Source organism: Pantoea sp. ABR1s, from assembly GCF_057812235.1.
Window position 1 is genome coordinate 785510 of the sequence record NZ_CM173823.1, and the last position, 26668, is coordinate 812177.

The following is a 26668-nucleotide window of genomic DNA, read 5'->3' on the forward strand; positions in this document are numbered from 1 at the left end:
GTCAGGCGGCCTCACACAGAGGCCGCAGATTTATGTTTGCTCTCCGGTTCCCCCAGCCCGATTCAGGATTTACTGCTAATGACTCAGACTCTCAGCCAGCTTGAACACAACGGTGCATTCATTGAGCGCCATATCGGTCCTTCACCTGAGCAGCAGGCGCAGATGCTTGACGCTATTGGTGCCCGTTCGCTGGAAGCGTTAATCAGCACGATTGTGCCGGCAGACATTCAGCTGCCAGGCCCGCCAGCAGTTGGCGAAGCCGCCACTGAACAGCAGGCTCTGGCCGAACTGAAAGCGATTGCCAGCCAGAATCTGCGTTACAAATCCTGGATCGGTATGGGATACAGCGCGGTGATCACCCCGCCGGTCATCCTGCGTAATATGCTGGAGAATCCGGGCTGGTACACCGCCTATACCCCGTATCAGCCTGAGGTCTCCCAGGGCCGTCTGGAAGCGCTGCTGAACTTCCAGCAGCTGACGCTGGATCTTACCGGCATGGATATCGCGTCCGCCTCACTGCTGGACGAAGCAACCGCTGCCGCTGAAGCGATGGCGATGGCAAAACGCGTCAGTAAGCTCAAAAATGCCAATAAATTCTTCATTGCCGATGATATCCATCCACAGACGCTGGATGTGGTCCGCACCCGTGCGGAGACGTTCGGTTTCGAACTGATTATTGATAGCGCGGACAAAGCACCCGATCATGACGACCTGTTTGGTGTGCTGCTGCAACAGGTGGGCACTACCGGCGAAGCGCACGATTACAGCGCGCTGATTGCCGGACTGAAAGCCCGCAAAGTAGTGGTCAGCGTAGCGGCGGACTTTATGTCGCTGGTGTTACTGGAAGCGCCAGGCAAACAGGGTGCAGACATTGTCTTTGGTTCAGCTCAGCGCTTCGGCGTGCCAATGGGCTACGGCGGCCCTCACGCGGCCTTTTTCGCCAGCCGCGACGAGCATAAACGCTCTATGCCAGGCCGTATCATTGGTGTTTCACGTGATGCAGCGGGCAACACGGCGCTGCGTATGGCGATGCAGACCCGCGAACAACATATCCGCCGTGAAAAGGCCAACTCCAACATCTGTACGTCGCAGGTGCTGCTGGCAAACATCGCCGGTCTCTATGCGGTGTTCCACGGCCCGGCGGGCCTGAAACGCATTGCCTCACGCATTCATCGCTTCACCAACATTCTGGCGGCGGGACTGCAACAGGGCGGCCTGAAGCTGCGCCATCAGCACTGGTTCGATACGCTGACGGTGGAAGTGGCGGATAAAGCCGCTGTGCTGAATCGCGCCCTGAGCTTTGGCGTTAACCTGCGTAGCGACATCCATAACGCCGTGGGCATCACGCTGGATGAAACCACCTGCCGCGAAGATATTCTGGCGCTGTTCGCCATTCTGCTGGGTGATGAACACGGCCAGGACCTGGAAAAGCTCGATAGCGAAGTGGCCAGCGAAAGCCATGCAATTCCTGCTGGCCTGCAACGCCACAGCGAGATCCTGACCCATCCGGTGTTCAACCGTCATCACAGCGAAACCGAGATGATGCGCTACATGCACAGCCTGGAGAAAAAGGATCTGGCGCTGAATCAGGCGATGATCCCGCTGGGCTCCTGCACCATGAAGCTCAATGCCGCGGCAGAGATGATCCCGATCACCTGGCCGGAATTTGCGGAGCTGCATCCATTCTGCCCGGCTGAACAGGCTACCGGCTATCTGCAGATGATCGGCCAGCTTTCACAGTGGCTGGTGCAGCTCACCGGCTATGATGCACTCTGTATGCAGCCAAACTCCGGCGCGCAGGGTGAATATGCCGGACTGCTGGCGATCCGCCGCTATCACGAAAGCCGTGGCGAGGGCGATCGTCATCTCTGCCTGATCCCGAGCTCGGCGCATGGGACTAACCCGGCCTCAGCCCAGATGGCGGGCATGGACGTGGTGGTAGTGGCCTGCGATAAACAGGGCAACATCGACCTTGGCGATCTGCGTGAAAAAGCGGCTCAGGCGGGCGACAAACTCTCCTGCATCATGGTGACTTACCCGTCAACTCATGGCGTTTATGAAGAGACCATCCGCGAAGTGTGCCAGATCGTGCATCAGTATGGCGGTCAGGTCTATCTGGATGGCGCGAACATGAATGCGCAGGTCGGCATCACCACGCCTGGCTATATCGGCGCGGATGTCTCGCACCTGAATCTGCATAAAACCTTCTGCATTCCGCACGGCGGCGGCGGTCCGGGTATGGGACCGATTGGCGTCAAAGCGCACCTGGCTCCGTTTGTGCCGGGACACAGCGTGGTGCAGATTGACGGTGTGCTGACGCAGCAGGGCGCCGTATCCGCAGCGCCGTTTGGCAGTGCATCCATTCTGCCAATTAGCTGGATGTACATTCGCATGATGGGCGCGGAAGGGCTGAAACAGGCCAGCTCGGTTGCGATTCTGAATGCCAACTACATTGCCCGCCGCCTGCAGTCGGCCTATCCGGTGCTCTACACTGGCCGTGACGGTCGGGTGGCGCACGAATGTATTCTCGACATCCGTCCGCTGAAAGAGCAGACCGGCATCAGTGAGCTGGATATTGCTAAGCGCCTGATCGATTATGGATTCCACGCACCAACGATGTCCTTCCCGGTGGCGGGCACCCTGATGGTGGAGCCGACTGAATCGGAGAGCAAAATCGAACTGGATCGCTTTATCGACGCGATGCTGGCGATCCGCATGGAGATTGATCGGGTGACGTCAGGTGAATGGCCGCTGGATGACAACCCACTGGTTAATGCGCCGCATACTCAGCTGGAAATCGTCAGTGAGTGGTCACATCCTTACAGCCGTGAACTGGCAGTCTTCCCGGCGGGCAGCCACAACAAATACTGGCCGACGGTAAAACGTCTGGATGATGTGTTTGGCGACCGTAATCTCTTCTGCTCCTGCGTGCCGATGAGCGACTATCAGTAATTTCCCCGCAGGCAAACGTTAACCACAAAGGGTCGATTCGTCGGCCCTTTGTACTGGAGAATCAGCATGAAACTGGCACTGGTTACGGGGGGCAGCCGCGGTATCGGGCGGGCCACGGCGCTGTTACTGGCCGTCCGGGGTTATCGGGTTGCGGTGAACTACTGTCAGCGCGAAGCGGAAGCTCAACAGGTGGTGGCGCAGATCCGGCAGCAGGGCGGTGAAGCCTTTGCTGTTCAGGCAGATATCAGTGATGAAGCCCAGGTGATGGCGATGTTTGCGCAGCTCGACCAGCAGTCCGAACCGCTGGCGTTGCTGGTGAACAACGCCGGGATTCTGTTTCAGCAGTGTCGCACCGAGCAGCTGGATGCGGCACGCCTGCATAAGGTCTTTGCCACCAACGTGATTGGGTCTTTTCTCTGCTGTCGTGAGGCGGTTAAGCGGATGGGCACGCATCACGGCGGCCAGGGCGGCTCCATCGTCAACGTCTCATCGGCCGCGTCGCGTACCGGTGCGCCTGGCGAATATGTCGATTACGCCGCTTCAAAAGGGGCGATGGACACGCTGACCAGAGGATTGTCGCTGGAAGTGGCGCAGCAGGGGATTCGGGTCAACGGCGTACGTCCGGGATTTATCTATACAGAGATGCATGCCGATGGCGGAGAGCCAGGCAGAGTGGACAGGCTTGCCAGCGTGATCCCGATGGGACGCGGCGGTGAAGCAGAAGAGGTGGCGGAAGCGATCGTCTGGCTGGCCAGCGACGCGGCCTCTTACGTCACCGGCAGCATCATTGACGCTGCCGGTGGGCGTTAACTCACTTCGCCGCTGATGCGGCGTGATGACTTACAGGTTTTCGCCGTTACTGGCGATAACCTGCTGATACCAGCTGAAACTCTTTTTCTTCCCACGAGAAAAATCGCCGCTGCCATCATCGTTTTTATTCACATGAATAAAGCCGTAACGTTTGTCGTACTGGCCGGTGGTAAACGAGACGCAATCGAGGCAGCCCCAAGGCGTATAGCCCATTAATTCAACACCATCGTACGCCACAGCTTTCTTCATCTCTTCGATATGCGCACGCAGATAGTCGATGCGGTAATCATCTTCAATTACGCCATTGGCGTTTGGCTTATCGATAGCACCAAAGCCGTTTTCAACAATAAACAGCGGCTTCTGGTAACGCTCATACAGCTCGTTCATGGCGTAGCGCAGACCAACCGGATCGATCTGCCAGCCCCAGTCGGACGCTTTCACATGCGGGTTTTTCACCACACCTTCAAAGCCGGTGATCGGATCGTCAACGCCGCTGGCATCGGTCTTCACTGCGTTGCTCATGTAGTAACTGAAACCGACATAGTCTGCACAGCCCTGGCGCAGCGTCTCGGCATCATCCGCTTCCATCTGAATGTCGTAACCCTTGCGCGCCCACTCTTTCAGGGTGTAGGCCGGATAGTAGCCGCGCATCTGCACGTCACTGAACACATAGCGCTGATGCATCGATTCCTGCGCCAGCACCACATCGTCCGGGTGGCAGGAGAAGGGATAGACTGGCACCATGGCGATCATGCAGCCAATCTGAAAATCAGGATTGATGTCGTGGCCGAGTTTCACCACTTTTGCACTGGCAACAAACTGGTGGTGCATCACCTGATACATCGCCTGTTCAGGTTTCTCATGTTCGGTAAAGATCACGCCTGAACAGCAGTAACCAAACAGCGGATACTGCCAGTTACGCTGGTTGTTGATCTCATTGAAGGTCATCCAGTATTTCACTTTGCTTTTATAACGGTTCAGCACCACTTCGCTGAAGCGCACAAAGAAGTCGACCACTTTGCGGTTGTGCCAGCCGCCATACTCTTTGACCAGGTGATAAGGCATTTCGAAGTGCGAAAGGGTGATGACCGGTTCAATGCCATACTTCAGCAGTTCATCAAACAGGTCGTCATAGAATTGCAGGCCCGCTTCGTTGGGCTGTTGCTCGTCACCGTTAGGGAAGATACGGGTCCAGGCAATCGAGGTGCGGAAACATTTGAAGCCCATCTCGGCAAACAGCGCGACATCCTGTTTGTAGTGGGAGTAAAACTCCACACCCTTGTGGTTCGGGTAGAAATGACCCGGCTGCACGCCGTCGGTGATCATCCGGTCAACGCCATGTGAACCGCCGGTCATCACATCAGCAATGCTGACGCCTTTGCCGCCCTGATCCCAGCCGCCTTCAACCTGATGCGCTGCCACCGCTCCGCCCCAAAGAAAGCCTTTTGGTAACTGCAATTCTGCACTCATGCTTCACCCCATTACGGATATTGAAATTGAGCTGAGTGTAGCAAGGCAATAATGAAAGTCACGATATAACAGCGCGGCAATAATTGCGTTTGTTACATCCAAAAAACAGGCTGTTTTATTTCCCCAGCTGGCGGCCGATTGCTTCAATAATATAGGTCACTGGCACCTGAGTCGTAATGTCGGAATTGTCCGCCATACGGATGATGGGCACATGGTAGCAGAGGTTGAAATCACCGATCTTCGCCAGCGAGCAGCTCTCCGTGTTAGTTATCGCAATGATTTTGCACTTATTCAGGCTGAACTGGCTGGCAATGCGCAGGATCTCTTCCGTTTCGCCGGAGACCGATAAAATAATGGCAATGGCGTTTTCATAGAGATCGGGACTGACCGGATAATAGGGATCGTCAATCGCGTGGCTGAATTTACCGAGGTTAGAGAAAAAGCGTGCGCCATATTTTGCCAGGCTGCCGGAGGTGCCGACGCCAATAAAGAAGACCCGCTCAGCCTGATTAATCTTCTGCGCGGCCTCAGCGATGAGCTGTTCAAACTCCGGATTATTGATGCTCTTAAAAAAGCTCAGCATTTCACTGACGCCCGCCGTGTTGAGCATTGGCGCACTGTGCTGTTCGTTTAAGCGCAGGCGGATGCGGAATTCCGACCAGCCTTCACAGCCCATCTTGCGACAGAAACGCAGCACGGTGGTGGTGGAGACACCAGCCTGCTCAGCCAGCTCGCGGATCGTCATGTAGCTGACGCCTTCGCGGTGCTTAATGATGAACTGATAGACCTGCATTTCCAGATCGTTAAGGCGGGCGAGATCGCTATGCGAAAACATGAATGACTCGTTGAACAGTTGACTGGCGGCCAGTTTACCAGATTCATCACCCGGTTTAAGGGATAGTGAATTTCACCAGGATAATTTTAGCGTACAAGTGTACACTGAAAAAAGTGTTGGCTACGCTGGATAACGATATCACTGCTATGGAGCTGATCAGGAACCTGTTATGACCCCCACACTCTCTCACAAACATCAACTCGCTGCGGGCTATTCGTTCGCCGAGGAAATTGCCAACAGTATCAGTCACGGTCTTGGCTGCCTGTTCGGTATCGTCGGACTGGTGCTGATGCTCAATCAGGCAACGGAGAGGCAGGCCGACACCATCACTTTTATCAGTTACAGCCTCTATGGTGGCAGCATGATCCTGCTGTTTCTGGCCTCGACGCTCTATCACGCTATTCCGGCTGGCCCGGCCAGACCCTGGCTGAAAAAGTTTGATCACTGCGCCATCTATCTGCTGATTGCTGGCACCTATACGCCGTTTCTGCTGGTCGCGCTGAGGACGCCGCTGGCGTATGGATTAATGGCGGTGATCTGGGGGCTGGCGCTGGCCGGTATCCTGTTCAAGCTCACGATTGCGCATCGCTTTAAAGCGCTGTCGCTGGTGACCTATCTCTGTATGGGGTGGCTGTCGCTGATTGTGGTTTATCAGCTGGCGATGATCCTGCCGCCGGGCTGCATCTGGCTGCTTGCCGCAGGCGGGATTATCTATTCGCTGGGGGTGATTTTCTATGTGGCGCGCCGTATTCCGTTTAACCACGCCATCTGGCATCTGTTCGTGCTGGGTGGGAGTCTCTGCCACTTCTGCGCTATCTACTTTTATGTGCGCTAAATTGAGCCTGCTCTGAATTGTGGCACTGGCCCTTCCCTTAGCGGAAGGGCCATACGCTCAATCAGCTCTCATCCAGCGAGTAGGGCAGTGGCTGAATGGTCAGATGTCCGCCTTCATCACCTTCCACCCGCAGCACGCTGTCCGGCTCCAGATCGTTATTCATCACGACCTGAATCCAGCTAATCCCGTCATCTAACTGCACCGCAGCCAGCACGCTGCCGGTTCGACGCCAGCGTTCACCCATCTGCAACTCCAGCGGGGCATTGGCTTCGGGCAGATGACTTGCCTGACCCGCCAGCCAGTAGAGCGCGCGTTTATTGGCGCCGCGATATTTCGCCCGAGCCACCATCTCCTGACCGGCATAACACCCTTTTTTAAAGCTGATAGCATCCAGCGCCTGCAGGTTGGTGGCCTGCGGAATAAACTGCACGCTGGTGGCGGGATCGATCACCGGAATGCCCGCTTCAATATCCAGCGCCAGCCACTGCTGACTGTCATTGAACTGTGCATCGTCATTGAGCTTCTGCTTCAGCGCTTCTGCCTGGGCCAGCGAAGTGACAATCAGAAAACGTTCGGCCGGATGGGCAAACCACAGCAGCGTGGTTTCTCCCTGCTGCACCACCGGTTTTTCGCTGTCGGGCAGGCTATCAAACAGATTTTCCAGCGCGGCGCGCGCCTGGAAACCGGCCACGCCCAGCAATACTGACTCATCATCAGCCACCATCGACACTTTCGAAAACACGGCGTATTTCTTTAACTCGGGCAGCTGGGTGTCGCGCAGCTCACGACGGATCAGATAAGCATAGCCTTCACCGCGATGGAACAGGCGCATATTACTCCACATTTTGCCTTTAGCATCGCAGTGTGCGGCGAGCGAATGGTGGTCGGCATCCAGCGCGGCGACATCCAGCGTTAACTGACCCTGCAGGTAAGAGGTGCTGTCGGCACCAGTAATAGAAACCAGCGCCCAGCTATCCAGTGACATCAGGGTTAACGGCAGACGAGACGACGCGGCAGGCTGGCGCGGCGGTAAAGTAAATGTGGGCATGGAGATATCCTGTATAAGAAGGTTCATCCGGAATAATATCTTCAATGTTAAAAGAGCCGACTGGCAATGCAACCTGTTTACGGAAAACGGCGCACAAAAGGCGCGATAACCCTGAAAAGATCCAGCCTGAAATGTGGCAGGTTGCACAGCATGCGACGCTGCGCCTGCGAGCCGCATTAAACCAGGTTACACTAGGCGCCACGTTGTGAATTGTGGAAATTGATGCATGGATATTAATGATAAATCACGCATTCAGTGGGCCTGCCGTCGCGGCATGCTGGAACTGGATGTGGCTATTATGCCGTTCTTCAAATTTGAGTATGAGACGCTGAGCGACACCGATAAGCAGGTCTTTGTGGATTTGCTAAAGAGTGACGATCCCGATCTGTTTAACTGGCTGATGAATCACGGTGAGCCAAAGGATCCGGAGCTTAAGCGGATGGTGAACCTGATCCAGCAGCGTAACCATGCTCGCGGCCCGGTGGCAATGTAAGCTGCGGCCCTCTCGTCTGGCGTGCGGGTTAGTCTGCGCCTGGCTGATAGCAGCCGTGACTGGCGTGGTGCTGATGACGCTGCCTGCAGGCGGCTGGCTGGTTAAAGCGCCGATTATTCTGCTGTTGCTGGCTGAGGGCTGGCGCAGCGTTTGGCGATTGATTCAACGGCACGGTACGTTACAGCGGGAAACCGTCCATTGCTGGATCTGGCAGGGAAAACGCTGGCGGCCAACTCAGCCACTACGCTGGTTACCCGTTGGCGTGCTGCTGGTGGCGAAGAGCGAACAAGGTGCCACGCTGCGCTGGTGGCTGATGCAGGACAATATGCAGCCTGGCGAATGGCGGGCGTTACGCGCCTGCTGCTTCAGCCCGGCGCGGCATTAATGGCAGCAGGGCAGGCAAGAGCGTCTGAAGCCGTTCATCTGCCTGCATTGCGGTTCAATGATGACAGGCAAGAGCGATTAAAGCCGCTTACCTGTTCAGGCCAGGGTTCGACACCGGCAGAAGGGCCGTCAGAGCAGTCCGGCGGTTTCGGTTAACACCTGCTCGCACCACTGCTCAACGCGCTCATCGGTGACCTCAAACTGATTCACATCATCAAGCGCCAGACCCACAAACTGTGAGCCATCGGCACTCAGCGGTTTCGGGCTGGTGAACTCATAGCCTTCAAGCGGCCAGTAGCCAACAAAACGTACTCCCATCGGCTGCAACAAATCGTGCAGCATGCCGAGCGCATCTAAAAACCACTCGCCATAGCCAATCTGATCGCCCATGCCATACAGTGCGACAATCTTGTTTTGCAGATTCAGCGCGGGCAACTGCGGCCAGATCGCCTCCCAGTCCTCCTGCAACTCACCGAAATCCCAGGTCGGGATGCCCATGATCAGCAAATCGTACTGCTCCATCAGGTGCGGATCGTCATCTTTCACGTTATGCAGCGTCACTAACTCTTCGCCAATAAAATCGCGAATTTTCTCCGCTACGATTTCGGTGTAACAGGTACTGGAACCGTAAAAAAGACCGATTTTCATGCAGATAACACTCTGTAAATACTGACTTTGGCGCAATTGTACCAGAAGCGCTGCTGAATCAGGCATAATGAGCATGATTTTACACCAGACGGCGGAGATAACGTGCAGGACAGCGATCTGACAGAACAGTTTCTTGATGCGCTCTGGATTGAACGCAATCTGGCGCAGAACACTCTCTCCTCTTATCGCCAGGACCTCCAGACGCTGACCGGATGGCTGGCGCATCATCAGCTGACGCTGCTTAGCGTGGCGCCGCTGGATCTGCAGCAGTTTCTGGCTGAACGGCTGGAGGGAGGCTACAAGGCGACCAGCTCAGCGCGGCTGCTCAGCGCCATGCGTCGCCTGTTCCAGTATCTTTACCGCGAAAAGCTGCGCCCGGACGATCCCAGCGCGCTGCTGTCAGCACCAAAACTGCCGCAGCGTTTACCGAAGGATCTCAGTGAGGCGCAGGTCGAGCGACTGTTGCAGGCACCGAATATCGATATCCCGCTGGAGCTGCGCGATAAAGCGATGCTGGAGCTGCTCTACGCCACGGGCCTGCGCGTCTCCGAACTGATTGGCCTGACGCTCAGCGACATCAGCCTGCGCCAGGGCGTTGTCCGGGTTATCGGTAAAGGGGATAAAGAGCGGCTGGTGCCTTTAGGTGAAGAAGCGGTTTACTGGCTGGAGCAATATATGGAACATGGTCGTCCGTGGCTGCTCAACGGTCAGACGCTGGACGTGATGTTTCCCAGTAATCGGGCGCAGCAGATGACGCGCCAGACCTTCTGGCATCGCATCAAGCATTACGCCACGCTGGCGGGGATCGACAGCGAAAAGTTATCACCGCATGTCATGCGCCATGCCTTTGCGACCCATCTGCTGAACCACGGTGCCGATCTGCGTGTCGTACAGATGCTGCTGGGACACAGCGATCTCTCCACCACCCAAATTTATACGCACGTCGCCACTGAGCGCCTGCGTCAGTTGCATCAACAACACCATCCGCGGGCCTGAACCGCGGCGATAAGGACAAAAATGAACAAGCATTTTGCCATGCTGGCTCTTTTAGCCAGCGCCTTTTCCGGTCTCGCACAGGCCGAAGACAGCGCCATTCAGCAATCACTTAAAAAGCTCGGTCTGAACCAGACGGAGATCAGCCCGTCACCGCTGCCGGGTTTTAAAACCGTGCTGTCAGAAAGCGGCGTGCTCTACGTGACCGACGACGGCAAACATATGATCCAGGGGCCGCTCTATGACGTCAGCGGCAAACAGCCGGTCAACGTCACCAACCAGCTGCTGGACAAAAAAGTCGAGGCGCTGGTGCCGGAGATGATCGTCTACAAAGCGCCTAAAGAGCAGCACGTGATCACGGTCTTTACCGACATCACCTGTGGCTACTGTCACAAGCTGCACGAGCAGATGGCGGACTACAATGCGCTGGGCATCACCGTGCGTTACCTGGCGTTTCCGCGTGAAGGGCTGAATGGTCAGATTGAACCAGCGATGAAAGCGATCTGGTGCAGCGCTGACCGCAATAAAGCGTTTGATGAGGCGATGAAAGGCAATGCGCCGAAGATGGCCGCACCAGACAGCTGCAAAATCGATATCGCCCAGCACTATAAACTTGGCGTGCTGTTCGGCATTCAGGGCACGCCCGCGATGCTGACTGACAGCGGCATGATGATCCCAGGTTATCAGTCGCCGCAGGAGCTGAAGCAGGTGCTGGACAATCAGAAGCGTGGTGGTTAATCGGTGGTAAAACAGGATGTGGAACTCCGTCGCCGTGAGGTGACGGTTGATGATGCGCTTCCGGCGACGCTGCCGCCGCTGCTGAAACGACTCTATCTGCAACGCGGCGTGCGCGACGCGGCAGAGCTGGAGCGCGGGGCCAAAAACCTGCTGCCGTACCAGTCCTTAAGCGGGATTGAGAGCGCAGTGGAACTGCTGCATCAGGCGCTGCTGGATGGGCGTCGCATTATGGTGGTGGGCGACTTTGATGCCGATGGCGCGACCAGTACCGCGCTGACGGTCATGGCACTGCGCAGCATGGGCGGCGGCAACGTGCAGTATCTGGTGCCTAACCGCTTTGAAGATGGTTATGGCCTCAGCCCTGAAGTGGTTGAGCAGGCGCGGGCGCGCGGCGCGGCGATGATCCTGACCGTCGACAACGGCATCTCCTCCCACGCCGGCGTTGAATGTGCCCATCAGCACGGGATTCCGGTGCTGATTACCGACCACCACCTGCCGGGCGAGACCTTACCGGCCGCTGAGGCGATCGTTAATCCCAATCTGCCGGACTGCAACTTTCCCTCACGTGCACTGGCGGGCGTGGGCGTTGCGTTCTATCTGATGCTGGCGCTGCGCGCCCATCTGCGTACCCAGGGCTGGTTTGGTGCCACTCGCACCGAACCCAATCTGGCGGAGATGCTGGATCTGGTGGCGCTCGGCACGGTTGCCGACGTGGTGCCGCTCGACGTCAACAACCGCATTCTGGTGTGGCAGGGACTCAGCCGCATCCGGGCGGGAAAATGCCGGCCAGGCATCCGGGCGCTGCTGGAGATTGCTAATCGCGATGCGCGTCAGATGGCGGCCAGCGATCTCGGCTTTGCGCTGGGGCCACGGCTCAATGCCGCAGGCCGGCTCGACGATATGTCGGTGGGCGTGGCGCTGTTAATGACTGAGGATCTCAGTCAGGCACGGATGTTAGCCAGTGAGCTGGACGCGCTGAACCAGACGCGCAAAGAGATAGAGCAGGGTATGCAGAGCGAAGCGCTGGCGCTGTGTCAGGCGCTGGAGCGTGAGCAGCGCGATCTGCCGCTGGGGCTGGCCTTTTATCATCCCGAATGGCATCAGGGGGTGGTGGGGATCCTCGCCTCCCGTCTGAAAGAGCGTTTCCATCGTCCGGTGATTGCCTTTGCTCCGGCGGGCGACGGTACGCTGAAAGGCTCAGGCCGCTCAATTGCCGGTCTGCATCTGCGCGACGCGCTGGAGCGTTTGGATACGCTGAATCCCGGCCTGATGCTGAAGTTTGGCGGTCATGCCATGGCGGCAGGCTTATCACTGGAAACCGCACGCTACGAGGAGTTTCGTCAGCGCTTTGCCGATCTGGTCGGTGAGTGGCTGGATGGCGAATCTCTGCAGGGCATCATCTGGTCAGATGGTGCGTTGCAGCCGCAGGAGTTTTCGCTGCAGACCGCTGAGATGCTGCGCGAAGCGGGCCCCTGGGGCCAGGCGTTCCCGGAACCCGCTTTTGACGGCAAATTTAAGCTACTGCAACAGCGGCTGGTGGGCGAGCGACATCTGAAAGTGATGGTCGAACCGCTGGACGGCGGTCCGCTGATCGACGGGATCGCCTTTAATGTCGATACCACCCTGTGGCCCGACAGCAGCATTCGTCAGGTCGAGCTGGCCTATAAGCTGGATATCAATGAGTATCGTGGTAACCGCTCGGTACAGCTGATCATTGACCATATCTGGCCGCTTTGATTTTTCTAAGGCGCGCGCGTCTCCGGTCACGGCAGAGGCGCGTCAGCCTGTTTTTCCCCTGCGTTAACCTGCTGTGCGAGCGGTTGTCGTCGCAGCCCGATAAGCAAATGCAACGCGTCACGCCGCCCCGGCATCAGCCCGCTGTCTCAGCGCTACAATCTGCCGCCAGTTTCGGGTAAACTTGTGCGTTAAATTTCCTGTCCCATCGAACATAAGAAAGACGCTAAAGCCATGTTTGAAATCAACCCGGTCAAAAACCGTATTCAGGACCTCAGTGAGCGCAGCGACGTTCTTCGGGGGTATCTTTGACTACGATGCCAAGAAAGAACGCCTCGAAGAAGTAAACGCCGAGCTGGAACAGCCCGATGTCTGGAACGAACCTGAGCGTGCTCAGGCGCTGGGCAAAGAGCGCTCCTCGCTGGAAGCGATCGTGCAGACGCTGGATCAGATGTCGCAGGGCCTGGAAGATGTGCAGGGTCTGCTTGAACTGGCGGTAGAAGCGGAAGACGAAGAGACTTTCGACGAAGCGGTTGCCGAGCTGGATGTCCTTGAGGGCAAGCTGGGCGAGCTGGAATTCCGCCGCATGTTCTCTGGCGAGTATGACAGCGCCGACTGCTACATCGATCTGCAGGCGGGTTCCGGCGGCACCGAAGCGCAGGACTGGGCCAGCATGCTGATGCGTATGTATCTGCGTTGGGCCGAAGCCAAAGGCTTCAAAACCGAAATTATCGAAGAGTCTGAAGGTGAAGTTGCAGGCATTAAATCTGTGACCATTCGCGTGTCAGGCGACTACGCCTTTGGCTGGTTGCGTACAGAAACGGGCGTGCATCGCCTGGTGCGTAAGAGCCCGTTTGACTCCGGCGGCCGTCGTCACACCTCCTTCAGCTCCGCCTTTATCTATCCGGAAGTGGATGACGATATTGATATCGACATCAACCCGGCCGATCTGCGCATTGACGTCTATCGTGCGTCAGGGGCGGGCGGCCAGCACGTTAACCGGACGGAATCTGCGGTACGTATTACCCATATTCCAACCGGTACCGTCACCCAGTGTCAGAATGACCGTTCTCAGCACAAGAACAAAGATCAGGCGATGAAGCAGATGAAAGCGAAGCTGTACGAGCTTGAGATGCAGAAGAAAAACGCTGAGAAACAGGCGCTGGAGGACAACAAGTCCGACATCGGCTGGGGAAGTCAGATCCGTTCTTACGTTCTCGATGATGCACGCATCAAAGATCTGCGCACCGGCGTAGAGACGCGTAACACCCAGGCGGTGCTGGACGGCGACCTGGATCGATTCATTGAAGCTAGTTTAAAAGCAGGGTTATAAGGAACCGACATGTCTGAACAACAACCGCAGAGCGCTGATGCCGCCGTTGAGTTAAATAACGAACTGAAAGCGCGTCGCGAAAAGCTGAGCGTGCTGCGTGCAAATGGCGTGGCGTTTCCTAACGATTTTCGTCGTGACAGCCTCTCAAACCAGCTGCATGAGAGCTATGGCGAGAAGAGCAACGAAGAGCTTGAAGATCTCGGCATCGAAGTCAGCGTTGCCGGACGTATGATGACCCGTCGTATTATGGGTAAAGCCTCTTTCGTGACCCTGCAGGATGTGGGTGGCCGGATTCAGCTTTACGTCTCGCGTGACGATCTGGCTGAAGGCATCTACAACGAGCAGTTCAAAAAGTGGGATCTCGGCGATATCCTGGGCGCGCGCGGCAAACTGTTCAAAACCAAAACCGGCGAACTGTCGATTCACTGTTCTGAACTGCGCCTGCTGACCAAAGCACTGCGTCCGCTGCCGGACAAGTTCCACGGCCTGGCCGATCAGGAAACGCGCTACCGTCAGCGTTACCTTGATCTCATCGCCAACGAGGAGTCGCGTAACACCTTCAGAATTCGTTCGCAGATCATGGCCGGTATTCGCCAGTTCATGGTGGGCCGCGACTTTATGGAAGTGGAAACCCCGATGATGCAGGTGATCCCTGGCGGCGCGTCTGCGCGTCCGTTCATCACCCATCACAATGCGCTGGATATCGACATGTATCTGCGTATCGCTCCAGAGCTTTATCTGAAGCGTCTGGTGGTGGGCGGATTCGATCGCGTGTTCGAGATCAACCGTAACTTCCGCAACGAAGGTATTTCGCCACGTCATAACCCAGAGTTCACCATGATGGAACTCTATATGGCTTATGCGGATTACAAAGATCTGATCGAGCTGACCGAAAGCCTGTTCCGTACGCTGGCGCAGGATGTGCTGGGCAGCACCGTGGTGCCTTACGGCGAGCAGGAGTTTGATTTCGGTAAGCCGTTTGAAAAACTGACCATGCGTGAAGCGATCAAGAAATACCGTCCGGAAACGGATCTGGCCGATCTGGAAGACTTTGATAAAGCGGTGGCGATTGCTCAATCACTGCACATCAAGGTTGAGAAAAGCTGGGGTCTGGGCCGTGTCGTAACCGAAATCTTCGAAGAGACCGCAGAAGCGCATCTGATTCAGCCGACCTTCATCACTGAATATCCGGCTGAAGTCTCTCCGCTGGCCCGTCGTAACGACGAGAACCCGGAAATCACCGATCGCTTTGAGTTCTTCATTGGCGGTCGTGAAATCGGTAATGGCTTCTCCGAGCTGAACGATGCGGAAGATCAGGCTGAGCGTTTCCTGCAGCAGGTGAATGCCAAAGATGCTGGCGACGACGAAGCGATGTTCTACGACGAAGACTATGTCACCGCACTGGAGCACGGTCTGCCGCCAACCGCCGGTCTGGGTATCGGTATTGACCGTATGGTGATGCTGTTTACCAACAGCCACACTATCCGCGATGTGATTCTGTTCCCGGCACTGCGCCCAGGCAGCAAGTAATCGTTATGAGTCGCTGTCAGGCCTGATCTTCAGGCCTGACAGCGTGATGACAAAGCCGAATCAGAGTGAATTTGGCAGCAACTGATAAACTCACGGCACAGGGAACACGGTCAGAAGAGGAAAGCGTCCCGCGCCATGGATGGCGTGGGCCGAGCGGTCATGGATGACAGTTTTTGCGTCTTTCCGATCTGACCGTGTTACCTGTGCAGGCTCGGTCTTACAGCGAACCAGGCCCGACTTTGTCACCAAGCTTAAGGCCGGAAATTCCGGCCTTTTTTACATCTGTTCGTTCAGCAGATATCAGGATTTAATCGCCTGATCCAGCCATGTCTGAAATCGCGAGTAAGGCACATAGAGCGCAACGTTCTTATAGAGTGTCTTACCGCTGACATTGTCGTTGATGTTATTGCTGTAGCCAATAATCACGCCCGCCAGCGTATCGTCAGAGGCGTTATAGACTGCGCCGCCCGACATCCCTTTGACCACACCCGCATTCGCCGCCACCACGACGCAGTCTGATTTGTTCCAGCTGTTCGCCAGCGTGGTATTGATCAGGTTCTGCCCGCTGGAACTGACCGGCATGGCCGAAATAAAACTGTAGCCGTAGAGATTGACCTGATCGCCGATGTGGCTGTTACGAAAGTTAGGTGGCAGGTTCATTTCGCTGTTTTTATGGTAGACCACGGCCAGATCGCATTGCGGATGCCAGGCTTTGACCCGGTAAAGCGAAAACTTTGCCACATGTGCGGCGGTCAGGCTGTACTCCGGCGTCAGTGGGATGGTGGTACCGAGCGTGCCTAAACCCAGCACGGTGGGAATGCCGGTCACGGTCATATCCACCCGTTTTTCAGCTTCTTTACTGTACTCATAATGACCTACCGAGCAACCGGTTAAGCCAAACACCATTAAGGCTATGAGTCGTTGCATTCTCTCTCCCTGCGTCAGAAGTTGATCACATCACCTGGCAATTGATTAGGGATATATCGGCAACGTTAAGGATTTATTAATTAAATACGCACTAAAAAGCGTAACGGGTTCGCGGGAAATGACAACCTGACCCTGGGTCATGTGCGCTTTAACGGGCTTAGCCAGCAGGCTGACAAAGCCATTTGTTCCGGCAAAGCGGCAGGATTATTGCGGCCCCGGCAATAATCCTTTGCTGCGCGCAGGCTATGTCGCGCATCAGCACTGTGCTGTAATGCTCACCGTGACGCAGATCAAATTTTAATAAGCGTCGAGGGGCTGCGCGTCTGTGCAGTTCACCTGCAAATGATATTGGGAGAGTGTTATGCCTGTAGCATTAATGGCGCTGGCGTTGAGTGCGTTCGCCATCGGAACCACTGAGTTTGTCATTATGGGATTGCTGCCGGAGGTGGCGCGTGACCTTCAGGTGTCAATTCCCTCGGCGGGCTGGCTGATCAGCGGCTACGCGCTGGGCGTGGCGATTGGTGCGCCGATTATGGCGCTGCTCACCGCCAGGCTGCCGCGTAAAAAAACGCTGATTCTGCTGATGGTGATATTTATTGTCGGCAACCTGCTGTGTGCGCTGGCTTACAACTATAACCTGCTGATGCTGGCACGCATCGTCACCGCGCTTTGTCACGGTGCCTTCTTCGGTATTGGCGCGGTGGTCGCCGCCAGTCTGGTACCAGCCGGTCGCCAGGCTTCCGCTGTCGCACTGATGTTCACCGGACTGACCTTAGCCAACGTGCTGGGCGTTCCGCTGGGAACCAGTTTCGGACAGATGTTTGGCTGGCGAGCCACCTTCTGGGGCGTGGCTGTGATTGGCGTGCTGGCGTTTATCGCCCTGATCGTGAGTCTGCCCAACAATAAACAGGAAAAGCCGGTTCACCTGGCGAGTGAAATTGGTGCACTGGTCAACGGGAAACTGTGGCTGTCGCTGCTGATGACGGTGTTCTTTGCCGCGGCGATGTTTGCGCTGTTCAGCTACATTGCGCCGCTGCTGCTAGAGGTGACGGGCATCAGCGATCGCGGCGTCAGCTGGACGCTGTTCCTGATTGGCGCAGGCCTGACGGTCGGTAATATTCTTGGCGGCAAACTGGCCGACTGGAAAGTCTCCTTTAGCCTGATCCTCAGCTTCTCACTGATCGCCATCTTCTCGCTGCTGTTCAGCTGGACCAGCCATGCGCTGTGGCTGGCGGAGATCACCCTGTTCCTGTGGGCGATGGCGACCTTTGCGACGGTGCCGGGTCTGCAGATCAACGTGGTACGGCACGGCAAAGAGGCGCCTAACCTGGTCTCAACCCTGAACATTTCGGCGTTTAACGTGGGCAATGCGCTGGGTGCCTGGGTCGGCGGTGCGGTGATTGGCCGTGGATATGGCCTGACGGCGGTGCCGGTTGCTGCCGCTGCGCTGGCGGCAATCGGCCTGCTGATCTGTCTGATCACCTTCCGCAAATCGGGCCGCGCAGCCGCCAGGGTTCGCGCTTAAGCCAGGCGGGCGGCGATGCGTGCCGGAAAGTCAGCCACCTGCCGTTGCAGATGGCTGACAAACGCATCGACCAGCGCCGATGCAGGGCGGTGCTGCGGCCTCACCAGGCTGACGGTAAACGGAACCGCCACGCTGAACTTACGCATCACCACACCGCTGTCGGCGTAATCCAGCGCCGTCAGCGGATTCACAATTGAAATGCCCACGCCCGCTCTGACCATGGCGCACACCGAAGCGGCACTGTGCGTCTCCATCACCAGCCGCCGCTCGACGCCCTGCTCATGAAACAGCGCATCCAGCAACTGACGATAGCTGTCACTGCGCGACAGGCTCACATACTGTTCGCCCGCAAAATCGTGCGGCGTCAGCTCTGAACGCTGACTCAGAGGGTGATGCTGAGGCAATACACACACTTCATCGCAGGTGAGCAGGGCGAGACGGTCAGTGCCGGCCGGAGCGTGCTGGGTTTCGGTTAAGCCGATATCGTAGCGCTGTGCTGACAGCCACTCCTCCAGCAGCGGCGACTCCTGCGGAATCACATTCAGGCTCACATCCGGGTAGCGCTGTAAAAAGGGCTGACACAGTGGTGGCAGCAGCGACTGCGAAAAAACGGGCAGGCAGGCGATCGACAGCTCACCCTGACGGAACTGGCGCAGCCCTTCAGCCGCTTCCATGATGCGATCCAGTCCGTACCAGGATCGCTGCACCTCTTCGAAAAGACGCAATCCCTGCACCGTCGGTTGCAGGCGACCACGAACCCGTCCGAACAACTCTAATCCCAGCTGCTGCTCCAGGCGTGCCAGCTCCCGGCTCACCGTCGGCTGTGAGGTGTGCAGCAGTGTCGCGGCCTGAGTCAGATTGCCGCTGGTCATCACCGCATGAAAAATCTCGATATGCCGCCAGTTAATGTTCGCCACGCACCCTTCCTATATCCATTCTGCATAGATGCTATTAAAACAGATATTTTTCGCTATGACACGATTCTGGCTTAATGCAGCTATTGCCACAGGAGAATTGCCATGCCACGTTCCTTACAGAGTACCGAAACCGCACTCAGCGCCGCTAACCTGCTGCCGCTGGCACGCCGCTACGCCGGGCCATTCTGGGCTTATGATGCGCAGATTATTCAGGCGCGTATTGCCCAGCTGCATGCATTTGATGTGGTGCGCTTTGCGCAGAAGGCCTGCTCGAATACGCATATCCTGCGCCTGATGCGCGCAGCAGGCGTGAAAGTGGACTCGGTATCGCTGGGTGAGATCGAACGTGCGCTGGCCGCGGGTTACCAGCCTGGCGGTGATGAGATCGTCTTTACCGCGGATCTGTTCGATCAGCCGACACTGGAGCGGGTGACCGCGTTAAAGGTGCCGGTTAATGCCGGATCGATCGATATGCTGCATCAGCTCGGCGCGGTCTCACCGGGACATGCGGTGTGGCTGCGGGTCAATCCTGGTTTTGGTCACGGCCACAGTCAGAAAACCAATACCGGTGGCGAAAACAGCAAGCACGGTATCTGGCATGCCGATTTAGCCGAGGCGCTGGCGGCGATTAAGCAGCACGGCTTGCAGCTGGTGGGCATTCATATGCATATCGGCTCAGGCGTCGATTATGCGCATCTGCAGCAGGTCTGTGATGCGATGGTTGAACTGGTGATGGCGTCGGGTCAGGATCTGACCGCGATCTCTGCGGGCGGCGGCCTCTCTGTGCCTTATCGCTATGGCGAAGAGGCGATCGATACCGATCACTATTTCGGCCTGTGGGATGCAGCGCGGCAGCGTATCGCTCAGCATCTGGGTCACGCGATAAAGCTGGAGATCGAACCGGGCCGTTTCCTGGTGGCCGAGGCCGGTGTGCTGGTCTCTCAGGTACGGGCGGTTAAGTCGATGGGCAGCCGTCACTTCGTGCTGGTCGATGCCGGTTTCAGTGACCTCATGCGTCCCTCCATGTATGGCAGCTATCACCATATCTCGCTGATGGCGGGCGATGAGCGGGCCATTGATGAGCAGCAGACTATCGACACGGTGGTCGCTGGCCCGCTGTGCGAATCGGGTGATGTCTTTACCCAGCTGGAGGGCGGCATGGTCGAACCACGCGCGATTCCGGCGGCAAAGGTTGGCGATTACCTGGTGTTCCACGACACCGGTGCTTACGGTGCATCCATGTCCTCTAACTACAACAGCCGTCCGCTGATCCCGGAAGTGCTGTTTGAGCAGGGCCAGCCGCGCGAGATCCGCCGCGCGCAGACTATTGAGTCGCTACTGGCACTGGAAATCAGCTAATCACCTCACTCGGGCGGCCAGCGCGCCGCCTGTCAGCCATAGATCTCTTTGCGCAGCATGACCAGCTCCTCTGCCAGCTCGCGGCACAGCATTGCATTCATCAGATGATCCTGCGCATGCACCAGAATCAGCGTGACCGGCAATTTTCCGCTTCCCTCGTCTGCACCAATCAACGCGGTCTGAATTTTATGTGCCGCTTTTGCCGCGGTATCTGAAGCTGCCAGCGCCGCGTCAGCCCCGGTCCAGTCGCGTTTGCGCGCACACTGAATCGCCATCATCGCCGACGAACGGGCTTCCCCTGCATTGATCAGCAATTCCATCATGGTTTGTTCGTAATCCATAACGCCTCCGCTATTGGTATGCCAAATTGGCCGTTTTAATCATACTGGAATGCCAATAAGCGTTTCCGGGAGGCTCGTCACAGAAAAAACCGAGGGGATTCGTCATTTTGGTATGCCACTAACAGGGAAGACCACGACGATTACAGGAATACCGATCTTACATCTCTGAGGGTTGATCATGTCTCTACAGGACCGCCTTATCGATTCCCTGGGCAGCTTTGCTACCCGCTTTAACAGTTATCGCTACATCATGGCGATTAAAGCCTCATTCATTACCCTGATGCCGGTGATCATTGTTGGCGCTTTCTCGGTATTGATCTCTAACATGGTGCTGGACAGCAAAAATGGCCTTGCCAGCTTTGCCGCCCTGGCTTTTTTAGCTGACCTCAAGCCCATCACCAGCAGTATCAATTACGCCACGCTCAGCTTTCTCAACATTGGTGCGGTGTTCCTGATTGGTATTGAGCTTGGGCGCATCAACGGTATAAAAACGCTGTTTCCCGGCCTGCTGGCTATCATCTGCTTTGTATCCGTGACGCCGACCACCTTACAGATGATGGTCGATGGGCAGATGCACCTGGTCACCGACGTGCTGGCCAAACAATTCTCCGATACCAAAAGCCTGTTTCTCGGCATGTTTATCGCCATCCTATCAGTAGAGATCTACTGCCGCCTCGAACAGGTTGAGCGGCTGAAAATCAAAATGCCCGACACGGTGCCGCCCAACGTGGCCGCCTCTTTCTCCGCGCTAATCCCCTCAATCATCACCGTGATGCTGATAGCGACTTTTGGCTTTATCTTCCATCGCGTCACCGGCATGTACCTTTACGATGCGGTATACCAGGTGGTGCAGCAGCCGCTGGAGTCGGTGGTGCAGAGCCTGTGGGGCATTCTGATTCTGATGTTCGTTGCCCAGCTGTTCTGGGTGATTGGTATTCACGGCAACCAGATGGTGAAGCCGATCCGTGAGCCGCTGTTGCTGGGCGCGATTATGGTCAACATGACCGCTTTTGAGCAGGGAAAAGAGGCACCGAACATCATCACCATGCCGTTCTGGGATGTTTATATGAGCATCGGCGGTTCCGGCCTGACCATCGGGCTGCTCACCGCCGTGATGCTGGCAACGCGACGCAAAGAGATGCGTGAAATCGCCAAACTGTCGTTCGGGCCAGGCATTTTCAATATCAACGAGCCGGTTATATTTGGTATGCCGATTATGCTTAACCCGATACTGGCAATCCCTTTCATCATCACACCGCTAGTGACAGGTTCTATCGGTTACTTCGCTACGGTGATGGGATTTGCCGGGAAAGCCGTGGTGATGGTGCCATGGACCACGCCTCCGATTATCAATGCCTGGCTGTCAACGGCCGGATCGATGGGTGCGGTGGTGACGCAGATCGTCTGCATTCTGGTGTCAGTACTTATCTATCTGCCATTTGTGAAAGTCGCAGCCCGCCGCGCGGATGCAGCAGAAGCAGCGGAAGCAAAGAGCCTGCAACCTGAGCTGAACCCTAACCGAACGGAGGTGTTATGAGTCGTCAGACTGTCCACATACCTGAGAATTTCATTCTGGGAGCTGCTGCCTCCGCCTGGCAGACGGAAGGCTGGAGCGGAAAAAAAGCGGGGCAGGACTCCTGGCCTGACGCCTGGTATCAGCAGGATCGTCACGTCTGGCACAACGGCTACGGCCCGGCGGTTGCCACCGACTTTATCAACCGCTTTAGTGAGGATGTGGCGCTAATGAAGGCCAGCGGGCTGACCCACTACCGCACTTCAATCAACTGGTCGCGTTTCCTGATCGATTACGAAACCGCTACGGTCGATGAGGAATACGCGGCTTACTATGACCGGCTGATTGATGAAATGCAGCGCCAGGGCATTGAACTGATGCTCTGTCTGGAGCATTACGAGCTGCCCGCCACGCTGCTGGAGCAGTATGGCGGCTGGCAGTCAAAACATGTCGTTGAACTCTTTATCCGTTATGTCGAACAGGTGTTTAAACGCTATGCCGGTCGGGTCACGCGCTGGTTTGTGTTTAACGAGCCGATTGTGGTGCAGACCCGCGTCTATCTCGACGCGCTGCGCTGGCCTTATGAGCAGAACACCCATAAATGGATGCAGTGGAACCACCACAAGAATCTTGCTACCGCCCGGGTAGTGCAGCTGTTCCGCGCGGCAGGCTATGCCGGTCGCATTGGTACCATACTCAATCCGGAAGTCACCTATCCGCGATCGTCAGCCCCGCACGACCAGAAGGCAGCGCATATTTATGACCTGTTCTACAACCGGGTGTTTCTCGATCCCGCCATTAAAGGCGAGTATCCGGCGGAGCTGCTGGCGCTGCTTGATAAGCATCAGATTGAGTGGGAAACCACCCCGGAAGATCTGGCGATTATTGCCGCCAATACCGTCGATGAAGTCGGGCTTAATCTCTACTATCCGCATCGCGTGAAGGCACCATCCCGCGCCTGGCATCCCGAGACGCCCTTTCATCCCGCCTGGTATTACGAACACTTTGAACTGCCGGGGCGGCGGATGAACCGTTCACGCGGCTGGGAAATTCAGCCTGAAATTATCTGGGATATGGCGCAGCGGATGCGCGATGAGTACGGCAATATCCCGTGGTTTGTGGCGGAAAGCGGTATGGGAATTGAGAACGAAGCGCAGTTCAAAAATGCCGACGGGGAGATTCAGGACGATTACCGCATCGCATTTATCAGCGAGCACCTGCATCAGGCGATACGCGCCAGTCAGGCGGGGATTAACTGTCAGGGCTACATGCTGTGGGCGTTTACCGACAATGTCTCGCCAATGAATGCCTTTAAAAATCGCTATGGTCTTATCGAAATCGACTTAGATAAGCAGCGTCAGCGCCGTATGAAGAAATCTGCCCACTGGTTCCGTACGCTGCGCGACACGCAGCAATTTACCCTGTGGCTTGATGATGAGCCGAAATAACGCGAGGAAACGAGCATGAAACGAATTGTTCTGGCCTGTGCTGCGGGCATGTCGACCTCAATGGTGGTGACGCGGATGGAAAAGGAGGCTGCCGCGCGCGGACTGGCATTTCAGATCTACGCCATTCCGGAGCAAAACCTGCGTGAAGAGCTGCAAAACTACGGCAACGAGGTGGTGGTCGTGCTGCTCGGGCCACAGGTGCGCTTCAAACTGGAGGAGAACAGAAAACTCACCGACAGCTATCAGTTGCCCATCGCGGTGATCGATACGGTTGCTTACGGCACGCTGAATGGTGCAAAGGTACTCGATCAGGCGCTGGCTTTGATACACTGAGCCCCAGTTTGCGAGCCAGCCTCTCCGGTTCGCGGGCATTGTCGCGCAGGGAACCGCGGCAATGCCGTTAGCGCATTGATTGCAAAGGGTGACAGTGTGGACAAAGCCGAAGCGCCGCAAGAAAAAAAGCAGTATCAGGAAATTGGTCAGCACCTGCGTCAGCAGATCTGTGACGGGCACTATCCGGTGGGATCGCGCCTGCCGCCTGAACGTCAGCTGGCTGAAACCTGGGGCGTCAGCCGGACCATCGTGCGCGAGGCATTATTGATGCTGGAGCTGGAAGGTACGGTGGATATCCGCCAGAGCTCCGGCGTCTATGTGATGCGTATTCCTTCCGCCAGTGATGACGAAGAAGAGGCCTTCTTCCGCAGCGACGTTGGCCCGTTTGAAATGCTACAGGCACGTCAGTTGCTGGAGAGCAATATTGCAGCCTTTGCCGCAAAAATGGCGACCAAAGCGGACATTGAAAATCTGCGCCGAACGCTGGAACAGGAGCAGCGTGCTATCGCCGCCAACGACAGCAGTCAGGACAACGACAAGTTGTTTCATCTGCTGCTGGCGGGTGCCAGTCAGAACCAGATGCTGCTCGATACCGTCACCAGTATCTGGCGACATCATGACAGCAGCCCGCTCTGGCAGCAGCTGCGCCCGCAGTTTGAAACCCGCGCCTATCGCCTGAAGTGGCTCGGCGATCACCAGACAATCCTGGCCGCTCTGCGTCGGCGTGATGTGATGGGGGCCTGGCAATCCACCTGGCAGCACCTTGAGAACGTCAAGAATACGCTGCTGGAGCTTTCCGACGCCGATGCGCCTGACTTTGATGGCTACCTGTTTGATTCAGTCCCGATCTTTCAGGGGAAACTGATGTGATTGAGATTGTATCGCTCAGCGATGTCCCTCAATTTGCCGATCAGATCATCGACTGGCAGTGGCGCGCATTTGGTGAAGCCACCAGCCGGGCGTTCTTTGCCAGTGTGGTGAACAGCAGCCTTATCGGTGCTGATTTTCCGGTGACTTTCGTTGCCGTGGAGGCGGGCAGGGCAGTCGGCACGGTGGGATTCTGGCGCTGCGACCTGATCAGCCGTCAGGATCTTTTCCCCTGGCTGGCGGCGCTCTATGTTGATGAGTCGGTGCGCGGCAAAGGTGTCAGTGAGGCGCTGCAGCAGCATGTCATCGCCTATGCGCAGGCACAAGGCTATCCACGGTTATGGTTATGGTCAACGTTTGGGGGCTACTACGAACGTTATGGCTGGCTGCCACAGGGCGAAGCGCTGGAGTATCCCGCTAAGCCGGTAAAACTCTATTATCGCGATCTGTAAGAGATGCCAGCCGCCATCGCGGCAGCTGGCAACAGAGCGCTCAGGGAGCCGGATAGGTATAACGACGGTGGATCGCCTCAATGCCTTCCAGGATCTCTGCATTTAAGGTCAGATTGAAGCTGTCGATATTGATCTGCAACTGTTCAGGCGTGGTAGCGCCCAGCAGCGTGCTGGCCACAAACGGCTGCTGACGCACATAGGCCAGGGCCATCTGCGACGGGTCGATCTGATGCTGCTGAGCCAGTGCCACATATTCGGCAATCGCCTTTTGTGACTGCTCGCCGCTGTAGCGGGTAAAGCGGCTGAACAACGTGTTGCGTGCGCCCGCAGGCTGCGCGCCATTCAGGTATTTGCCGCTCAGCGTTCCAAACGCCAGGCTGGAATACGCCAGCAGCTCTACGCCTTCATGCTGGCTGATTTCGGCCAGACCCACTTCAAAGCTGCGGTTCAGCAGGCTGTAGGGATTCTGAATGCTGATAATGCGCGGCAGCTCATGCTTCTCCGCCAGCTGCAGATAGCGCATCACGCCCCACGCGGTTTCGTTCGACACCCCGATATAGCGGATCTTACCAGCGCGCACCTGTTCGGTCAGCGCTTCCAGCGTCTCCAGCAGCGTCACCTGAGCAGTGGTTTCGCTGTACTGATAGCCAAGCTTGCCAAAATAGTTGGTCTGACGCTGTGGCCAGTGCAGCTGGTAGAGGTCAAGGTAGTCAGTATTCAGGCGTTTCAGGCTGGCATCGAGTGCTGCGCGGATGTTTTTACGGTCCAGCGCCATATCCGGGCGAATCGACGCATCATTGCCACGTGAAGGCCCGGCCACTTTACTGGCAAGAATGATTTTGTCGCGGCTGCCGCGCTGTTTAAGCCAGCTGCCAATATATTGTTCGGTCAGACCCTGGGTTTCCGGACGCGGGGGCACCGGATACATCTCGGCAGTATCAATAAAGTTGATGCCGGAACGGATAGCTAAATCCAGTTGAGCATGGGCGTCGGCTTCGCTGTTCTGTTCGCCAAACGTCATGGTGCCCAACCCCAGCTGACTCACTTCCAGCGTGCTGTGGGGAATACGATGATAGTGCATTGCCAGCTTCCTTTTCTTTATGGAATGGAATGTTGTGTCCTCAGGGACTATAGCGCGAGCAATGGCGGGGAAGGAAGGGGGAAAAGTCGGGGAAATCACCTG

General features: G+C 56.6%; 25 protein-coding genes. 17 read left to right on the forward strand and 8 right to left on the reverse strand.

Features of this window, described 5'->3' with window-relative positions; all coding sequences use genetic code 11:
* Window positions 1-78 precede the first annotated feature (78 nt).
* Both gcvP and ACXKZD_RS03760 read left to right on the forward strand, forming a co-directional pair.
* Window positions 79-2952 (forward strand): aminomethyl-transferring glycine dehydrogenase, encoded by a 2874-nt coding sequence (gcvP, locus tag ACXKZD_RS03755; protein WP_022623832.1) that lies wholly within the window; start codon window positions 79-81, stop codon window positions 2950-2952.
* A 66-nt stretch (window positions 2953-3018) separates the two neighbouring features.
* Window positions 3019-3762, forward strand: coding sequence for an SDR family oxidoreductase (locus tag ACXKZD_RS03760; RefSeq protein ID WP_488981874.1), 744 nt, complete (start codon window positions 3019-3021; stop codon window positions 3760-3762).
* Between the two features lie 30 nt (window positions 3763-3792).
* Here ACXKZD_RS03760 and ACXKZD_RS03765 read toward each other — a convergent pair whose 3' ends face one another.
* Both ACXKZD_RS03765 and ACXKZD_RS03770 read right to left on the reverse strand, forming a co-directional pair.
* Window positions 3793-5232 carry a 6-phospho-beta-glucosidase gene (locus ACXKZD_RS03765; protein WP_307746475.1) on the reverse strand — a complete coding sequence of 480 codons (1440 nt, stop codon included), beginning with the start codon at window positions 5230-5232 and terminating at the stop codon, window positions 3793-3795.
* Window positions 5233-5347: 115 nt separating this feature from the next.
* A complete protein-coding gene (locus ACXKZD_RS03770; RefSeq protein WP_488981875.1) occupies window positions 5348-6067 on the reverse strand; it encodes a MurR/RpiR family transcriptional regulator in 720 nt (239 codons plus the stop codon).
* Between the two features lie 169 nt (window positions 6068-6236).
* Between ACXKZD_RS03770 and trhA the strand changes: the two genes are divergently transcribed.
* The gene (trhA, locus tag ACXKZD_RS03775) at window positions 6237-6902 is read left to right on the forward strand and encodes a PAQR family membrane homeostasis protein TrhA (RefSeq protein ID WP_425029462.1); all 666 of its coding nucleotides are present in this window, start codon (window positions 6237-6239) and stop codon (window positions 6900-6902) included.
* A 61-nt stretch (window positions 6903-6963) separates the two neighbouring features.
* Here the strand turns inward: trhA and ygfZ are convergent, their stop codons facing one another.
* Complete coding sequence (gene ygfZ, locus ACXKZD_RS03780; RefSeq protein ID WP_033758720.1) at window positions 6964-7950, reverse strand: tRNA-modifying protein YgfZ; 987 nt, start codon at window positions 7948-7950, stop codon at window positions 6964-6966.
* A 226-nt stretch (window positions 7951-8176) separates the two neighbouring features.
* Between ygfZ and sdhE the strand changes: the two genes are divergently transcribed.
* Together sdhE and ACXKZD_RS03790 are read left to right on the forward strand one after the other, a co-directional pair.
* On the forward strand, window positions 8177-8443 hold the full coding sequence (gene sdhE, locus ACXKZD_RS03785) for an FAD assembly factor SdhE (protein ID WP_010248781.1): 267 nt from the start codon (window positions 8177-8179) through the stop codon (window positions 8441-8443).
* Window positions 8418-8828 (forward strand): protein YgfX, encoded by a 411-nt coding sequence (locus ACXKZD_RS03790; RefSeq protein WP_022623827.1) that lies wholly within the window; start codon window positions 8418-8420, stop codon window positions 8826-8828. Before sdhE ends, ACXKZD_RS03790 begins: the two co-directional genes overlap by 26 nt.
* Before the next feature lie 128 nt (window positions 8829-8956).
* Here the strand turns inward: ACXKZD_RS03790 and fldB are convergent, their stop codons facing one another.
* Window positions 8957-9475, reverse strand: a complete 519-nt coding sequence (gene fldB / locus ACXKZD_RS03795) for a flavodoxin FldB (RefSeq protein ID WP_033758771.1) — start codon at window positions 9473-9475, stop codon at window positions 8957-8959.
* A 102-nt stretch (window positions 9476-9577) separates the two neighbouring features.
* Between fldB and xerD the strand changes: the two genes are divergently transcribed.
* From xerD to lysS, 5 genes are all read left to right on the forward strand, one after another.
* Window positions 9578-10471: a site-specific tyrosine recombinase XerD gene (gene xerD, locus ACXKZD_RS03800; RefSeq protein ID WP_010248689.1), complete on the forward strand. Its 894-nt coding sequence runs from the start codon at window positions 9578-9580 to the stop codon at window positions 10469-10471.
* A 21-nt stretch (window positions 10472-10492) separates the two neighbouring features.
* On the forward strand, window positions 10493-11206 hold the full coding sequence (dsbC, locus tag ACXKZD_RS03805) for a bifunctional protein-disulfide isomerase/oxidoreductase DsbC (protein ID WP_324700652.1): 714 nt from the start codon (window positions 10493-10495) through the stop codon (window positions 11204-11206).
* A 3-nt stretch (window positions 11207-11209) separates the two neighbouring features.
* Complete coding sequence (gene recJ, locus ACXKZD_RS03810; RefSeq protein WP_033769918.1) at window positions 11210-12943, forward strand: single-stranded-DNA-specific exonuclease RecJ; 1734 nt, start codon at window positions 11210-11212, stop codon at window positions 12941-12943.
* A gap of 231 nt (window positions 12944-13174) precedes the next feature.
* Window positions 13175-14273 (forward strand): peptide chain release factor 2 gene (gene prfB / locus ACXKZD_RS03815; RefSeq protein ID WP_099257461.1). Its coding sequence is split into 2 segments (ribosomal slippage): window positions 13175-13249 and window positions 13251-14273, totalling 1098 coding nucleotides; the frame shifts between segments, so codons are not numbered across the junction.
* A 9-nt stretch (window positions 14274-14282) separates the two neighbouring features.
* On the forward strand, window positions 14283-15803 hold the full coding sequence (lysS, locus tag ACXKZD_RS03820; protein WP_010248682.1) for a lysine--tRNA ligase: 1521 nt from the start codon (window positions 14283-14285) through the stop codon (window positions 15801-15803).
* A 300-nt stretch (window positions 15804-16103) separates the two neighbouring features.
* Here the strand turns inward: lysS and ACXKZD_RS03825 are convergent, their stop codons facing one another.
* On the reverse strand, window positions 16104-16730 hold the full coding sequence (locus ACXKZD_RS03825) for a serine protease (protein ID WP_029519406.1): 627 nt from the start codon (window positions 16728-16730) through the stop codon (window positions 16104-16106).
* A 361-nt stretch (window positions 16731-17091) separates the two neighbouring features.
* Here ACXKZD_RS03825 and ACXKZD_RS03830 point away from each other — a divergent pair, with 361 nt between their 5' ends.
* A complete protein-coding gene (locus ACXKZD_RS03830) occupies window positions 17092-18255 on the forward strand; it encodes an MFS transporter (RefSeq protein WP_033758717.1) in 1164 nt (387 codons plus the stop codon).
* Here ACXKZD_RS03830 and ACXKZD_RS03835 read toward each other — a convergent pair.
* Entirely contained in the window at window positions 18252-19172 is a 921-nt protein-coding gene (locus tag ACXKZD_RS03835; protein WP_010248675.1) for a LysR family transcriptional regulator, read from the reverse strand. The genes ACXKZD_RS03830 and ACXKZD_RS03835 overlap by 4 nt on opposite strands.
* 102 nt (window positions 19173-19274) lie before the next feature.
* Between ACXKZD_RS03835 and lysA the strand changes: the two genes are divergently transcribed.
* Complete coding sequence (lysA, locus tag ACXKZD_RS03840; protein ID WP_488981876.1) at window positions 19275-20531, forward strand: diaminopimelate decarboxylase; 1257 nt, start codon at window positions 19275-19277, stop codon at window positions 20529-20531.
* A gap of 32 nt (window positions 20532-20563) precedes the next feature.
* Here lysA and ACXKZD_RS03845 read toward each other — a convergent pair whose 3' ends face one another.
* A complete protein-coding gene (locus ACXKZD_RS03845) occupies window positions 20564-20872 on the reverse strand; it encodes a PTS lactose/cellobiose transporter subunit IIA (RefSeq protein WP_010671044.1) in 309 nt (102 codons plus the stop codon).
* Window positions 20873-21050: 178 nt separating this feature from the next.
* Between ACXKZD_RS03845 and ACXKZD_RS03850 the strand changes: the two genes are divergently transcribed.
* From ACXKZD_RS03850 to ACXKZD_RS03870, 5 genes are all read left to right on the forward strand, one after another.
* Window positions 21051-22409: a PTS sugar transporter subunit IIC gene (locus ACXKZD_RS03850; protein WP_488981877.1), complete on the forward strand. Its 1359-nt coding sequence runs from the start codon at window positions 21051-21053 to the stop codon at window positions 22407-22409.
* Entirely contained in the window at window positions 22406-23833 is a 1428-nt protein-coding gene (locus ACXKZD_RS03855) for a glycoside hydrolase family 1 protein (RefSeq protein WP_158149019.1), read from the forward strand. Before ACXKZD_RS03850 ends, ACXKZD_RS03855 begins: the two co-directional genes overlap by 4 nt.
* Window positions 23834-23848: 15 nt before the next feature.
* A complete protein-coding gene (locus ACXKZD_RS03860) occupies window positions 23849-24166 on the forward strand; it encodes a PTS sugar transporter subunit IIB (RefSeq protein WP_010248665.1) in 318 nt (105 codons plus the stop codon).
* 96 nt (window positions 24167-24262) lie between these two features.
* Window positions 24263-25036, forward strand: a complete 774-nt coding sequence (locus ACXKZD_RS03865; RefSeq protein WP_010248663.1) for an FCD domain-containing protein — start codon at window positions 24263-24265, stop codon at window positions 25034-25036.
* The gene (locus ACXKZD_RS03870; protein ID WP_488981878.1) at window positions 25033-25485 is read left to right on the forward strand and encodes a GNAT family N-acetyltransferase; all 453 of its coding nucleotides are present in this window, start codon (window positions 25033-25035) and stop codon (window positions 25483-25485) included. The genes ACXKZD_RS03865 and ACXKZD_RS03870 overlap by 4 nt, the downstream gene beginning before the upstream one ends.
* A 40-nt stretch (window positions 25486-25525) precedes the next feature.
* Here the strand turns inward: ACXKZD_RS03870 and ACXKZD_RS03875 are convergent, their stop codons facing one another.
* Complete coding sequence (locus ACXKZD_RS03875) at window positions 25526-26566, reverse strand: NADP(H)-dependent aldo-keto reductase (protein ID WP_010248659.1); 1041 nt, start codon at window positions 26564-26566, stop codon at window positions 25526-25528.
* Window positions 26567-26668: the final 102 nt, after the last annotated feature.